This is a genomic window from Sediminibacillus massiliensis (genome assembly GCF_900156915.1).
GTDB lineage: Bacteria > Bacillota > Bacilli > Bacillales > Amphibacillaceae > Sediminibacillus_A > Sediminibacillus_A massiliensis.
Genome location: NZ_LT732535.1, coordinates 3,115,329 through 3,129,259 on the forward strand (window position 1 = coordinate 3,115,329; position 13,931 = coordinate 3,129,259).

General features: G+C 44.0%; 14 protein-coding genes, 1 riboswitch and 1 other annotated feature. Of the genes, 10 read left to right on the forward strand and 4 right to left on the reverse strand.

Annotated elements, in window-relative coordinates; translation table 11 throughout:
• Positions 1-470: 470 nt before the first annotated feature.
• The 4 genes from ribD to ribH are packed head-to-tail and all read left to right on the forward strand — an operon-like array spanning position 471 to position 3,943.
• Positions 471-1,565, forward strand: a complete 1,095-nt coding sequence (ribD, locus tag CZ434_RS16275) for a bifunctional diaminohydroxyphosphoribosylaminopyrimidine deaminase/5-amino-6-(5-phosphoribosylamino)uracil reductase RibD (RefSeq protein WP_077624116.1) — start codon at positions 471-473, stop codon at positions 1,563-1,565.
• The gene (ribE, locus tag CZ434_RS16280) at positions 1,566-2,228 is read left to right on the forward strand and encodes a riboflavin synthase (protein ID WP_077624117.1); all 663 of its coding nucleotides are present in this window, start codon (positions 1,566-1,568) and stop codon (positions 2,226-2,228) included.
• An 11-nt stretch (positions 2,229-2,239) separates the two neighbouring features.
• Positions 2,240-3,439, forward strand: a complete 1,200-nt coding sequence (locus CZ434_RS16285) for a bifunctional 3,4-dihydroxy-2-butanone-4-phosphate synthase/GTP cyclohydrolase II (RefSeq protein ID WP_077624118.1) — start codon at positions 2,240-2,242, stop codon at positions 3,437-3,439.
• Between the two features lie 39 nt (positions 3,440-3,478).
• Positions 3,479-3,943: a 6,7-dimethyl-8-ribityllumazine synthase gene (gene ribH, locus CZ434_RS16290; protein ID WP_077624119.1), complete on the forward strand. Its 465-nt coding sequence runs from the start codon at positions 3,479-3,481 to the stop codon at positions 3,941-3,943.
• A gap of 59 nt (positions 3,944-4,002) precedes the next feature.
• On the opposite strand, the gene CZ434_RS16295 is transcribed toward ribH, so the two are convergent.
• Positions 4,003-4,779, reverse strand: coding sequence for an SDR family NAD(P)-dependent oxidoreductase (locus tag CZ434_RS16295; RefSeq protein ID WP_077624120.1), 777 nt, complete (start codon positions 4,777-4,779; stop codon positions 4,003-4,005).
• A gap of 145 nt (positions 4,780-4,924) precedes the next feature.
• Positions 4,925-5,126: a binding site (T-box leader), on the forward strand.
• 75 nt (positions 5,127-5,201) lie between these two features.
• Between CZ434_RS16295 and proS the strand changes: the two genes are divergently transcribed.
• Together proS and CZ434_RS16305 are read left to right on the forward strand one after the other, a co-directional pair.
• Positions 5,202-6,641 carry a proline--tRNA ligase gene (proS, locus tag CZ434_RS16300; RefSeq protein ID WP_077624121.1) on the forward strand — a complete coding sequence of 480 codons (1,440 nt, stop codon included), beginning with the start codon at positions 5,202-5,204 and terminating at the stop codon, positions 6,639-6,641.
• 79 nt (positions 6,642-6,720) lie between these two features.
• Positions 6,721-6,921, forward strand: coding sequence for a hypothetical protein (locus CZ434_RS16305; protein ID WP_077624122.1), 201 nt, complete (start codon positions 6,721-6,723; stop codon positions 6,919-6,921).
• A gap of 107 nt (positions 6,922-7,028) precedes the next feature.
• Here CZ434_RS16305 and CZ434_RS16310 read toward each other — a convergent pair whose 3' ends face one another.
• Positions 7,029-7,508, reverse strand: coding sequence for a glutathione peroxidase (locus tag CZ434_RS16310; RefSeq protein ID WP_077624123.1), 480 nt, complete (start codon positions 7,506-7,508; stop codon positions 7,029-7,031).
• An 88-nt stretch (positions 7,509-7,596) separates the two neighbouring features.
• A complete protein-coding gene (gene trhO, locus CZ434_RS16315) occupies positions 7,597-8,571 on the reverse strand; it encodes an oxygen-dependent tRNA uridine(34) hydroxylase TrhO (protein ID WP_077624124.1) in 975 nt (324 codons plus the stop codon).
• 298 nt (positions 8,572-8,869) lie between these two features.
• On the opposite strand from trhO, the gene CZ434_RS16320 reads away from it, so the two are divergent.
• The 4 genes from CZ434_RS16320 to CZ434_RS16335 all read left to right on the forward strand — a co-directional run bounded on the left by CZ434_RS16320 (position 8,870) and on the right by CZ434_RS16335 (position 12,540).
• Entirely contained in the window at positions 8,870-9,067 is a 198-nt protein-coding gene (locus CZ434_RS16320) for a cold shock domain-containing protein (RefSeq protein ID WP_077624125.1), read from the forward strand.
• A 422-nt stretch (positions 9,068-9,489) separates the two neighbouring features.
• Positions 9,490-10,605: an IS110 family RNA-guided transposase gene (locus CZ434_RS16325; RefSeq protein ID WP_077621189.1), complete on the forward strand. Its 1,116-nt coding sequence runs from the start codon at positions 9,490-9,492 to the stop codon at positions 10,603-10,605.
• Positions 10,606-11,545: 940 nt separating this feature from the next.
• Positions 11,546-12,241, forward strand: coding sequence for a class I SAM-dependent methyltransferase (locus tag CZ434_RS16330; RefSeq protein ID WP_077624126.1), 696 nt, complete (start codon positions 11,546-11,548; stop codon positions 12,239-12,241).
• On the forward strand, positions 12,238-12,540 hold the full coding sequence (locus tag CZ434_RS16335; protein WP_077624127.1) for a hypothetical protein: 303 nt from the start codon (positions 12,238-12,240) through the stop codon (positions 12,538-12,540). The genes CZ434_RS16330 and CZ434_RS16335 overlap by 4 nt, the downstream gene beginning before the upstream one ends.
• Positions 12,541-12,576: 36 nt before the next feature.
• Here the strand turns inward: CZ434_RS16335 and CZ434_RS16340 are convergent, their stop codons facing one another.
• Positions 12,577-13,452, reverse strand: coding sequence for an NAD(P)-dependent oxidoreductase (locus CZ434_RS16340; RefSeq protein ID WP_281252281.1), 876 nt, complete (start codon positions 13,450-13,452; stop codon positions 12,577-12,579).
• A 224-nt stretch (positions 13,453-13,676) separates the two neighbouring features.
• A riboswitch (cobalamin riboswitch) is annotated at positions 13,677-13,869 on the forward strand.
• Positions 13,870-13,931 lie beyond the last annotated feature (62 nt).

Consider the following 13,931-nt stretch of genomic DNA (forward strand, 5'->3'; position numbering starts at 1 on the left):
GACATAACCTGTTCTGGCTTCCTTCCATTCTTTTCGGATTGATAGGGTAGTCCAGCGCTGCGGAAAAATACTCGCTTTCCGTGGGGAACGCTTCAGCCAGGGTACTACTTGGGTGGGCTCCTTTGCTCCCTTCGCTTTGGATAGAACTTCTGAACAAGTGGGAAGTGGTCCTAAATTTGTTTAACATGGGATATTCCCTAACCAAAATTCAGAAAAAATCTAACAGCGAAGTGTTCTGCCGCAGCGAGTACATAAGCTTAACTAAAATCAGAACAAGAATAAGCTTCAAAGAATAGAATCGCCACTATGTCGCAGTTCTCCTCTACTGTGGAGCGCAAAGGCCATTTTGTTCTGACGGCGAGTAACCGGGGTGCCAATGATGTGTGCGAAAAAGGGACTTATTATAAAACAACTGTTCTGGAAAGAACGCAAAGAATGTGAAAAAGCAATGTGCGAAAGGAGGGTGGAACATGTCCAAACAAAAATATATGGAAATTGCCCTGCAGGCAGCTGAAGCAACCATTGGGCAAACAAGTCCGAATCCTTCTGTCGGAGCCGTTGTAGTAAAAGATGGCCGGATTATCGGCATGGGAAGCCATTTAAAAGCAGGGACGGAACACGCGGAAGTCCATGCTTTGAACCAAGCAGGAAAACAGGCAGAAGGTGCGGAAATGTACGTGACGCTCGAGCCATGCTCCCATCACGGCAAAACACCGCCCTGTGCTGATTTAATAATCGATTATAAATTGCGAAAGGTATATGTTGCCTGCCTTGACCCCAATCCGGAAGTAGCCGGGCGCGGAGTCGAGAAGCTTCGGTCAGCTGGAATCGAAGTAGAAACAGGTGTGATGGAAGCAAGGGCAAAGAAGCTGAATCGCAAGTTCTTTCGATTCATACAGAGCAACAGGCCGTACGTGACATTGAAAGCTGCAATGACCCTTGATGGAAAAACCGCTGCAGGAAGCGGAGACAGCAAATGGATCACTTCCGAGGAGTCCCGGCATGATGTCCATATTCAACGCGACCTGCATGATGCGATCCTGGTCGGTATAAATACGGTTTTGAAAGATGACCCCATGTTGACGGCCCGACTGCCCCAAGGCGGGAAACATCCTATTCGAGTTGTACTGGATACTCAATTGAAAATCCCGGAAGACAGCAAATTGCTGCAATCAGACGAAGCGGAAACATGGCTCATTTGCGGTTCGAATGCCGACAAGAGTCAGGAGAAGTTCCGGAGGAAGCATGTAACTGTCTGGCAGCTGGACACGTCGGTGATTGATTTGGAAGATGTATTGTCGCTGCTTGGCCGCCAGCAGATTCAGTCGCTTTATGTAGAAGGTGGAATGGGAATCCATGGTTCTTTCATAGAGCGGAGGCTGTTCGATGAATGCCATTGGTATATTGCTCCAAAGCTGTTGGGAGGTCTGAACAGTTATTCAGCTGTAGGAGGAAGGACCCCTGAGTTTATGGGAGATGCAGCGGATTTAATCATCGAAAGCATGGAACAGCTCGGTCCTGATATAAAGGTCACAGCCTATCCGGATAATAAGGAGGAAGTGTAATTGTTTACGGGTATAGTGGAAGAAAAAGGGAAAATAACTACCATCAAGCGAAACAGAGAGTCGTTGACCTTGACCATCGAAGGCTCTGTCGTTGTTTCGGATGCTTCGATCGGTGACAGTATTTCGGTTAATGGAGTCTGCCTTACCGTAACAGCATTCGGCCAAGGCTGGTTTTCTGTAGACGTCATTCCGGAAACATATCGGACTTCCTCACTGGCCGAGGTGACTGCAGGCACGCTCGTAAATCTGGAACGGGCAATGCGGGCGGCTGACCGCTTTGGCGGCCATTTTGTTTCCGGACATGTTGACACACTTGGAAAAATTGCAAGGACATGGCAGGATGCTAATGCTCTTTATATATATATTGAAATACCAAAAGAAGGCCTTCCCTATGTCACAGAGAAAGGTTCTATCTCGGTAGATGGGACTTCACTGACAGTATTCGGTGTAAGCGAGGATGGTTTTACGATTTCCTTGATTCCGGAAACGCAAAGAGCGACGATTCTCTCTGCCAAAAAAGAAGGGGATTCAGTCAACATCGAATACGATATGCTGGCGAAGTATATGGATCGTTTGTTATCTGCAAAATATAACCAACAGGATAGCAGGCCGGGTTCCAAGATTACTACAGACACTTTAAGACAAAATGGTTTTTTAGATTAGGAGGACAGCCGATGTTCCAGACAATTGCAAAAGCTGTAGAAGAGCTAAAGGCAGGTAAAATGGTCATTGTGGTGGACGATGAAAACAGGGAAAATGAAGGTGACTTTGTCATTCTTGCAGAACATGCTACACCGGAAGCTATAAACTTCATGGCGAAGGAAGGGCGTGGGTTGATTTGCACCCCGATGGACGAAGAGACTGCCAAGAGATTCGAGTTGAATTCCATGGTTGCAAACAATACAGATTCCCACCGTACGGCTTTCACTGTAAGTGTAGATTACAAAACAACCGATACAGGTATCAGTGCATATGAACGGGCTCTTACCATACAGAAATTTCTAGATGATGAAACAGAAGCGGTAGATTTCAAAAGGCCCGGCCATGTATTTCCGCTGGTTGCCAAAGAAGCAGGAGTATTGGAACGGCCCGGCCATACCGAGGCAGCCGTCGATCTAGCCCGTTTGGCCGGATCACAGCCGGTAGGGGTCATTTGCGAAATAATGAAAGAAGACGGCACGATGGCAAGGCTTCCGGAATTGGAGGAAATTGCAGAGAAGAATGGTTTGTCATTGATTACTATTCAAGATTTAGTGGCCTACCGGAAAGTGGAAGACAAGCTTATCAATAAAGAAATTGAGATCAACCTGCCGACAGAGTATGGAGATTTCAAACTAACTGCTTATACAGAGAAGTTTACTGGAAAAGAGCATTTGGCACTTCATACAGGAGAAATCACTCCGGGTGAACCGGTTCTGGTAAGAATCCACTCCGAGTGCTTAACAGGGGATGTATTCGGTTCCCATCGCTGCGACTGCGGTCCCCAGCTCGAAACTGCTTTGAAACAGATTCAGAAGGCGGGGAAAGGGGTCTTGATTTATATGAGACAAGAAGGCCGGGGCATTGGACTGCTGAACAAGCTCAAGGCGTATAAACTCCAGGAACAAGGCTTTGACACTGTGGAGGCCAACCATCAACTTGGGTTCCCGGCTGATTTAAGAGACTATGCCGTCAGTGCTCAGATGCTCAAAGATCTCGGTGTCCAAAAGCTGCACTTATTAACGAACAACCCGAGAAAAATATCCGGATTGAACGATTATGGCTTGGAAGTTATGGCCAGAGAACCAATCCAAATGGAAGCAAATAAAAATAATGAAAAATATTTGCGTACGAAGCAGTCTAAATTAAATCACTTATTCAATTATAATAATTAATGGAAACCCCTGTGACAGGGGATCTAGGAGGTAAAAACAGTGGGTAATATTTATGAAGGCAACTTAGTTGGAACAGATTTGAAAATCGGCATCGTCGTAGGAAGATTCAATGAATTCATTACAAACAAGCTGTTAAGCGGCGCCCAAGATGCATTGAGAAGACATGGAGTTAAAGAAGAAGATGTATCGATTGCGTGGGTGCCGGGAGCTTTTGAAATACCGTTAGTTACAAAAAAGATGGCGGCCTCCGGAAAATATGACGCTGTTATTGCATTAGGTACCGTTATCAGAGGTTCTACGCCCCATTTTGACTATGTCAGCAGTGAAGTGTCTAAAGGCGTTGCGAGTGTTTCGATGGATCAGAATCTACCGGTTATTTTCGGTGTTCTTACAACGGATACAATCGAGCAGGCAATTGAACGGGCCGGAACAAAAGCTGGAAACAAGGGAGCCGAAGCAGCAGTGTCCGCTATCGAAATGTCTAACTTAATGAAGTCACTTTAAAAAAAAGGCTTGCCGGCTATTTTTCCGGCAGCCTTTTTTGTTGGGGAGAGGGCAGCTGACTAGTCATTGCTGTAGAACTTTTTAGTTAGTTTTGCTGCCAGCCTTCGTGATACTAGTTTCAAAACAAGAGGCGCGGCGTTGTACATAAGACCAGGAAAGATCACTCGTTTCCCTTTTATAAATCCATTGAATCCGGAGACAGCGACTTCTTCCGGTGTTTGGCTGTTCTTCTCGATTGTTGCATGATCCACTTGGGCGTTTTGAAAGAAATTTGTGGAGGTCGGACCAGGACAAAGCACACTTATCGTGATCGGACTATCTTCCAGTTCTTCTGCCAATGCTTCGGAAAAGCTTAACACATAAGCCTTGGATGCATGATATGTCGCCATTTTCGGTCCGGGCAGGTAAGCAGCAATACTTGCTATATTCAAAATGCCTGTCGGAACTCCTTTAAAAGGAGAGTGCAGCATATCAGGGAGAAAAAGGTGGCACAATTCCGTCAAAGTTTGAATGTTTAGTTGCAGCAGCTGCTGGGTTTTATCGAACTCGGTTGTAATAAAATCACCACCGGCACCGAAACCGGCGTTATTTACCAAAACTTCGACTGTCTTGCCATGGTAGCGAACTTTTTCGAACAAATCAGAAGCAGCACCTGCATAAGATAAGTCTTGAGGAATGACGAATACATCATCAAGCCCTAATTCCTCTTTGATCTCGAACAATTTTTCTTTAGACCTCGCTACTAGAATCAGCTCATAGCCTGCTTTGGAAAACCATTTTGCCATTTCATATCCAATACCACCGGAAGCACCTGTGATTAATGCAGTTGGCTTCATTGTATATCCCGCCTTTGTGAGTTGTTTGAAAAGTTGTCCTGTATTGCTGCCTATATCATATCAAATTGCCAGGACTTTTAGCACTCGCTTGACATTGGGTATGTAAATAATTATAGTAAAATAAAATTTAACTTGCGAAAATATATAGTATGCGTTGAAGAGGATTAGTATAATCCTGGTCTGTTTTCAGAGAGGGAGTGGTAGGTGAGAACTCCCAGCAGCCTGATTAGAACCTGCCTTGGAGCACAGCGTCGAACGAAGACTGCTGCGGTTACTGCCGTTATCCAAATCAAGTGTGCAGTGAAAACTGTAAACAAGGGTGGTACCACCAGACCTCGGTCCCTTTCATGGGAGCGGGGTTTTTTTATTATTTTTAGGTTTTTATCAATAGCAAATACTACAAAAGAAACAGGTGACTGTATATGGGTAAGAAAAATAAACAATTCGTTGAAAAGATAACCTCGATGGAAGAAGATTTTGGTCAGTGGTACACAGACGTGGTGAAACAAGCAGACCTTGTTGATTATGGCCCAGTAAGAGGATCTATGATCATCCGGCCTTACGGATACGCCATCTGGGAGAATGTCCGTGATATTCTTGATGGGAAAATCAAAGACACGGGTCATGAAAATATGTACTTTCCTCTATTCATTCCAGAAAGCATGCTCCAAAAGGAAAAGGACCATATCGAAGGGTTTGCTCCGGAGGTGGCATGGGTGACACACGGTGGTGATGAAGAACTGCAGGAACGATTGGTTGTCAGGCCGACTTCCGAAGTGTTGTTCGCTGAACATTACTCCAAAATCATCCACTCCTACCGGGATCTGCCAAAACTTTATAATCAATGGAGCAATGTCGTCCGTTGGGAAAAGACGACACGTCCATTTTTGCGGTCATTGGAATTTTTATGGCAGGAAGGTCATACATGCCACGCTACCGATGAGGATGCCGGACAGGAAACGAAGCAAATGCTCGAGGTATATGCAAGTGTTTTTGAGGATTACATGGCCATTCCAGTTCTCATGGGTACCAAAACGGACAAAGAAAAGTTCGCAGGAGCAAAATATACCTTGACTATTGAAAGCTTGATGCACGATGGAAAAGCACTGCAGGCCGGCACTTCCCATCATTTGGGCACTGGTTTCGCGGAAGCATTCGATATCCGTTTCAGCGATGAAGAGGGTGAGCTCCAACCTGTCCATCAAACATCATGGGGATTTACAACTAGATCAATCGGAGCAATGATCATGGTACATGGAGATGACCGCGGATTGGTAGTGCCGCCGCGGATAGCTCCTAAACAGGTGATGATCGTTCCTGTCGCACAGCACAAGGAAGGTGTCCTTGATAAGGCGTACGAACTTAAGGATCGATTAAACAAGGTGGCCAGGGTTGATATTGATGCAAGTGACAAGATGCCCGGCTGGAAGTTCAATGAGTATGAAATGAAAGGAATCCCTTTACGCCTGGAAGTTGGTCCGAAAGATATTGAGAAAGGGCATGTCGTTCTTGCTAGAAGGGATACAGGTGAAAAGAGCTTCGTACCAATGGAGGAGCTGGAAACGGCCATCCCCGAACTGCTTGAAGATATCCAGAACCAGTTACTGGAAAAGGCAAGAAAACACAGAGAAGAGAAAACAACGACTGCCAAAACAATGGAAGAGTTTGCAAGCAGCCTGGAAACAAATCCAGGTTTCATCAAAGCAATGTGGTGCGGAGATGTTGCTTGTGAAGACAAAATAAAAGAAGAAACAGGCGCGACTTCCCGGTGTCTGCCATTCGAACAGGAGAAAGTCGCTGAACGTTGCATTTGCTGTGGAAAGGAAGCAGATAAACTAGTGTATTGGGCCAAGGCGTATTAAATTAAAATCAGGTTTGCCTTTTCTTGAGAAAAGGGAAAGATACTTATAACATGTTCGATTCAAAAGGAGGATGTTATAAGTGGGTAAATCTGAAAAAGAACGCGGCAGCTTGCTTCCTGATCAAAAAAACGACCGAAAATTCAAAGAAACAAGAGAGAAGCAAGAAGAACGAGATACATTTGCTGAACCGGCGGAAGACTTTCCGATGGACGAAGTGGAGAAAGACGAAAAAGCCAACAGGGAAAAAACCAAATCAAGAAAAGACATTGATGCAGATTAAAGGCTGGCCAGTAGGCCAGCCTTTTTTATGATGTATGGAAACCAGTAGTGATTTGGTGGGAATCATCATTTCTCTCTAAGACATGGGGTGATCGGATAATCGTTGTTTTATGTTGCCAGTGCCTTTTCGATGTCTTTTTCAATTGACTCTGGCTTCGTCTGGGGAGAATATCTTGCAATCACATTGCCATCCCGATCGATCAGAAATTTGGTGAAGTTCCACTTGATTTGTTTGGTGAGTGCGCCTGGAGCTTCGGTAGTAAGGTGTTTGAAAAGTGGATGGGCAGATTTTCCCTTTACGTCCGTTTTTCTGAACATGGGAAAACTGACGCCGTAATTGATTTGACAGAAATCCTGAATTTCTTCCTCCGTGCCCGGTTCCTGATTCATGAACTGGTTGCTTGGAAATCCCAGAATTTCGAATCCTTCTTCTTTATATGTCTTATATAGGTTTTGAAGCCCCTCATATTGCGGGGTGAACCCGCAATTACTTGCGGTATTGACGATAAGTAAAACCTTGCCTTTGTATTCTGCTAATAACTTTTTTTCCCCGTTGATTGTGGTCGCGCTAAATTGATGAACACTCATACTATCCCCTCCTAGTTAAAGAGAACATAGCAAATAGGAACAGTTTGGTCAAAAGAAAAGACGGCCAATGATTATTGGCCGTCTCTGTTTAGGCGTTCGGAACGCCATCTTCTTCTTCAATTCGTTTTAAGCGGGCTTCCACTTCTTCTTGTGAAAGGTTGTGCTCTTGTACATACATGTTACGCGGAGAAACCCGGCATTCATGGGAGCAGCCGCGCATATATTTGTGTTCGTTTTCTTCAGAACACAGCATTTGTCTGTTGCAATCAGGGTCTGCACAATTAACATAGCGTTCGCATGGTTGTCCGTCGAAATAGTCTTTTCCAACCACTACATGTTCCTTGCGATTTACCGGAACGGCAATTCGCTCATCAAAAACATATAGTTGACCATCCCATAGTTCTCCCTGGACTTCCGGGTCTTTACCGTAAGTCACAATTCCGCCGTGGAGCTGACCTACATCTTCAAAACCTTCTTTTTTAAGCCAGCCGGAGAATTTCTCGCAGCGAATACCGCCTGTACAATATGTTAAGACTTTTTTGCCTTCTAACTTTTCTTTATTTTCCTGAACCCACTCCGGAAGTTCCCGGAACGTTTCAATGTCCGGGCGGATTGCTCCGCGGAAATGGCCAAGGTCATATTCATAATCGTTTCTCGCATCGAGTACGATTGTATCTTCATCTTGCATTGCTTCATAAAATTCTTTTGGACTAAGGTACTGACCGGTTGTTTCTTTTGGATTGACATCATCCTCAAGTCTGAGCGTGACCAACTCCGGACGAGGACGTACGTGCATTTTCTTGAATGCATGGCCGTCTGCTTCATCGACTTTGAAAACCATATCCGCAAAACGAGGATCGTTGTGCATGGTTTCCATATATTCATTCGTCTGCTCTACTGTACCGGAAACGGTGCCGTTGATCCCTTCATTGGCGACTAAGACACGGCCCTTTAAACCCAGTTCCTTACAAAATCGGAGATGCTCGGAAGCAAATTGTTCCGGATCTTCGATGTGAACATAGTTGTAGTACAATAAAACCTGGTACTTTTCTTTATTTTCCATGTTATTACCACCTATCAATTCATATTTGCAAGATATAAATGTGCATAGGTTGGATTTTGTACACTGTCTCTTGCAAGCATATATTGTAACAAAAAAGCAGTTCCAAAATCAATATATAGTTTGTGCCAAAAAATATATTTTAACTATCAACTTGCATTTTTCTGGAAAAAGTAGTAAAGTTGAAGAGCAAAAGGAAATTGAAAGTGTATATTTCTTTACGATCTCTTTAACAATAAGCGTTGTAAAGGTAATATCTAGTTCAATTACTTTGTTACTCTATTGTAAGGAGGTCGTTAATATGACTGGTAAAGTAAAATGGTTCAACGCAGACAAAGGATTTGGTTTCATCGAGCGTGAAGGTGGAGACGACGTGTTCGTTCACTTCTCAGCTATTCAAACAGAGGGCTTCAAGACTCTTGAAGAAGGTCAAGAAGTTGAGTTTGAAATCGTTGAAGGCAACCGTGGCCCACAAGCGGCTAACGTAACTCCTTTGTAATAGATATTACGGCAAAAGTGCATCTCATCATGGGATGCACTTTTTTTATATGTTTTTTTAATTGAACAATAAACATAGACTGCGAACTAACTAACTTCACTTAACGGGACTTCCTTCTATCCTTTTCTGATTGAGTAGTAGTCCAGCGCTGCGGAAAAATACTCGCTTTCCGAGGTCAGCACCTCAGCCTCCTTGAAAATACAAGGCCATTTTCTGCGTGCGGTGATTCGCTTCGAAGCATTACTTGGGCCTGCGATTACTCGTCCCATCTAAGTCCTGTGCTGTTCCCACATGAGTTATTATGAACGAAACTAGCCCCTTAATCGTAACAACGTAGGTTAATTTGGTCATAGTGGGTATAGTAAAGCAAGCCCAAAACCCATAGCCAAATCAGAGCTATAATTACGAAAGGAGCTAGTACTATGGATGATACCACAAAATACGTTGGTCTAGACGTATCAAAGGACAAAATTGCAGTCGCAGTTGCTGATGAGGGACGTTCCAAGCCAAGATATGTTGGTATGATTGACTATACGGTAGAAGCGATTAGAAAATTAATGAAAAAACTAGGTGAACCAGAACTTCTGCAAGTGTGTTATGAAGCAGGCCCAACCGGTTACGGGCTCTATCGCCTTCTGAAGAGTATGGATATTGAATGTGAGGTAATCGCACCGTCGTTAATCCCACAAAAACCAGGTGAGCGCGTAAAAACAGATAAACGGGATGCAATAAAATTGGCAACCCTTTATCGTGCCGGGGAACTGACGCCAATCTACGTCCCGACAGAAAATGATGAAGCACTCCGTGATTTAGTTAGAGCACGTGAGGATGTAAAGGAAGATGAATTAAGGGCTAAACATAGACTAACCAAATTTCTTCTCAGAAATGAAATCCATCCTCCTAAGGGTACCAGGACATGGACGGCTAAATATTGGGATTGGCTGGACAGTCTAAAATTTGAACGTTCCGCTTCCCGTGTAACCTTCCAAGAATATTTACAACAATTGAAGGAGTATCAGCAGCGACTGAAGATACTGGAAAGTGAAATGGAGGAACAAGCCAAAGAAAGCGTCCATGCACCCATGATTCAGACGCTTATGACCTTAAGAGGCATTGCCCTAATTACAGCTACCAGTCTGGTAGCTGAGGTAGGATCGTTCAGTCGATTTCAAACCCCTAAGCAATTCATGGCATACACCGGGCTTGTGCCAAGCGAAAGTTCCAGTGGGTTGACACGCAATTTAGGAGAAATCACCAAAACAGGGAATCGCCATGTTCGGAGGCTTTTAATCGAAGCAGCATGGAGTTATAGATACCAGCCTGCAGTCAAAGGGGAACTGAAGAAAAGACAAAAAGGACACCCGACTAATGTCCTGGGGGTCTCGTGGAAAGCTCAGAACCGCTTGCATAAAAAGTATTTCCGGCTACTGGGCCGAGGAAAAGAGAGTGGAAAAGCCATTGCGGCAGTCGCCAGAGAATTAGCAGGGTTTATTTGGGCGATATCGCGTGAAGCCGATGGTGACGTTCAGACGACTTAGTTGGAATTAAAATATGCATCCTTTGAGGCAAGGGTTAATCCAAAGGAAATAAGTATAGGGCTCGAAGGCAAAGAAGAAAACCGTATAGGATAACGCACGACGTAGACTTGTGCTAGCCTTAAGAGGTGAACGCACGCCAGGAGTTCGTGACAGATCCTTTAACGGAAAGATAAAATGTGAAAACCCACGGATATCAGTATGCTTATCGAAGCAGAGATTTTTGCCTTCGTGCCGTGTAATTATCTCCTTCGTGTAAAAAAAGGAGGTACATAATTCCATCATTCTTAGCTTTTAGCAGGGTTTCAGTCATCTGAAAAGTAGTTGGCAAGCTAAGAAGAAGGAATAGCGCTAGCAAGAATATGGATGGAAACGTAAGAATCAAAAGATCAAAAGAGCCTAAAAAGACTCTTTATTTGAAGCTGGCCAAAAGTATATTTATCTGAACGGGGCTTGACAGTTTCGTTCATATCAGTCTACGTGTTCTGCCTACGCTGTTTGGGATTTTCTGCATTTTGGGTAGAAAGCAAAATCTCTTATAAAGCTTCAAACTGTTATTTCCTCTTACCATTACAGAATGCCATTCCAAGCTGCGGTAAAATGCGAGACTCCTTGAAAATAAAGGTCGATTTTCTGCGTGCGGTGTATATCAAGGAGGTCTTTTCAAAGTCCTACGGGAAAGGAACAGTCTGAAGACACCGCAGTTGGCGCTTTTTGCCAGCGAGGAGGCTGAAGCGTTCCCCGTGGAAAGCGAGTATTTTACCGCAGCGTTGGGTTAGCACTCAACTAACATCAGAAGGAATGAAAACTTCACAATGTAGAATTTTCACTATGTCGCAGTTCCTCTCAGCTGTTAAACTTAAAAAGCAGGTAGTATCAGAGGTGCTTCGACAAGGTTTGGAGGAAGAGTTACTGGATAGATGCTGATAAGGAGATGAACTTGATGGCAAATTCTTTTGACTGGCATAAAGAAGCCGAGAAACAATGGGATGAACGTTCCGCCTTCTGGAAAAACTCAAGCAAAGAAATGTGGGAAACAGGAAGCAGGAAGTCCATCGTTCCATTTTTTGAAAAACATGTACCCAAACATAGCAGTGTAATTGATGCGGGTTGTGGAGATGGGTATGGTTCTTACAAGTTAATGAAGAGCGGTTATAATGTGACCGGTTTTGACCTATCGTCGGAGATGATCGAAAAAGCCCGGAATACATACCGAAACCAGCTTACTTTCAAGAAATCAGATCTTGTTCAACTACCAGTGTCACAGGAGTCAACAGATGCTATAATTGCCATTAATTCGCTAGAATGGACAGAAGAGCCGATTCAAGCTATAGCGGAGTTTGACCGGGTTGTGAAAAATGGAGGAAAAATCTGCATTGGGCTGCTCGGCCCGACTGCAGGGCCAAGAATAAATAGTTACCCAAGACTTTATGGAGAAAAAGCCATTTGTAATACTATGATGCCTTGGGAACTTCAAAAACTCGCCAAAGAAAAAGGCTGGAAGTTGATAGATGGAAAAGGCGTTTACAAACAAGGGATAGAGGAAAGCAATATTAATAATTTGCTGGTGGAATTGAAACAGGCATTGTCGTTTATGTGGCTGTTTATGTTTGAAAAGGAAAAGGAGGGGTCAATGTGAGTCAGAACGAAATGGAAAAAAGAATTATCGAGCAGTACCAACAAGATGAAAATATGATGATCCTGGTGTTTGCGCAGTGGTGCGTCAATAACGACTTAGATCCTGATGAGTTATATCGGCGGGCATATCCCAATCAGTCAAGGAATCCGGAATTATCCAAAACGATGGAATTGATTGTGCCAAAAGAAGAGTCGGAAACGATACCCGACCAGACTGTTCTCGGTGTCTTGCAGTTGTTCGGAAATGATGATCTTGCATTCGTTGTCTCGAATGAAATCGAAAAGATGAAAAAGAATTGAGCCAAGCCCTTTGGGACTTGGCATTTTTTTCGGGTTTTACTTGAACAATTTAATCAATGCATGGGTACCGCTGTTTTCCTCCCCTTCTTCTGCAAGCTTTTGGTAAAGAGAAAGAGAAAGCTCCAGTCCCGGTGTCATCAAACCAATTTCCCGGGCGGACTCCAGCGCGATTTTCATGTCTTTGATAAAGTGCTTTACATAGAACCCAGGATCATAATCACCGGCAATCATCCTTGGGGCGAGGTTGCTGAGTGACCAGCTTCCCGCAGCACCGGTCGAGATGCTTTCTAGAACCCGAGCCGGATTCAGTCCAGCTTTTTCCGCATAGGTGATTGCCTCACAGACACCAACCATATTACTTGCGATGGTTATCTGGTTGCTCATTTTAGTGTGTTGGCCTGCGCCAGCAGGTCCTTGCAATAGGATATTTTCACCCATCACCTCCAAAAGGGGAAACACGTGATCAAAAGCTTTTTGTTCACCGCCTGCCATGATTGCAAGTGTGCCGTTTTTCGCCCCTACGTCGCCTCCGGAAACGGGAGCATCCAGAGCAGCAATGTCTTTTTTCTTTGCAGATTCTTCAATTGCCTCTGCCAACGCAGGTTTGGAGGTAGTCATGTCGATTATATAAGAACCCGGTTTGGCGGAAGATAAAATGCCGTCTTCTCCAAAATAAACTTCCTCCACATCTTGAGGATAACCGACCATGGTGATAATTACCTCGGATTTGGCAGCTAAATCGGAAATTTTATCGAACCAGGTTGCGCCATTATCGACTAATTCCTGTGCCTTTTCTTTCGTCCTTGTGAAAATATTTAATGAATAACCTGCATTCATTAAATTTTGAGCCATGCTTTTCCCCATGACGCCCGTGCCGATAAATCCGATCTTCGAGGTGGTTGTTATAGCCAAATGAAACATCCTTTCTATCATGTTCTTTGTACAACAATATTCGACAGAGACCTGCTTTTTCCTGCCCGATAAAAGGGAAAAAACTTATCCGCGGGGAAAAAATACATGTCGGAAAGTTTTTGAGCAAATAACGATTATTTGGTTTGCATGCGGATGGTTCTTATGATAAAGTGTATATGAAATCAATATATCGTTATTGGATTAATTTAAAAACACTATATGTAGTATTGAATGCAAGTGAAGGTGACAACTTTGTCTTGAAAGGGAACCAGGTGAGATTCCTGGACTGTCCCCGCAACTGTAATTGTGGACGAAAGAGCGATACCACTGAATCAAAGGCTTGACGGTCTTGATTCGGGAAGGGCTTGAGTAGATGGAAGCATAAGTCAGTAGACCTGCCGTCGCTTGTTTTAGTTTCATTTCTTCGGGGATTGAGGAGTAGAAACGATAGCGTACAGGGGATATTTATTCCCTGTTTC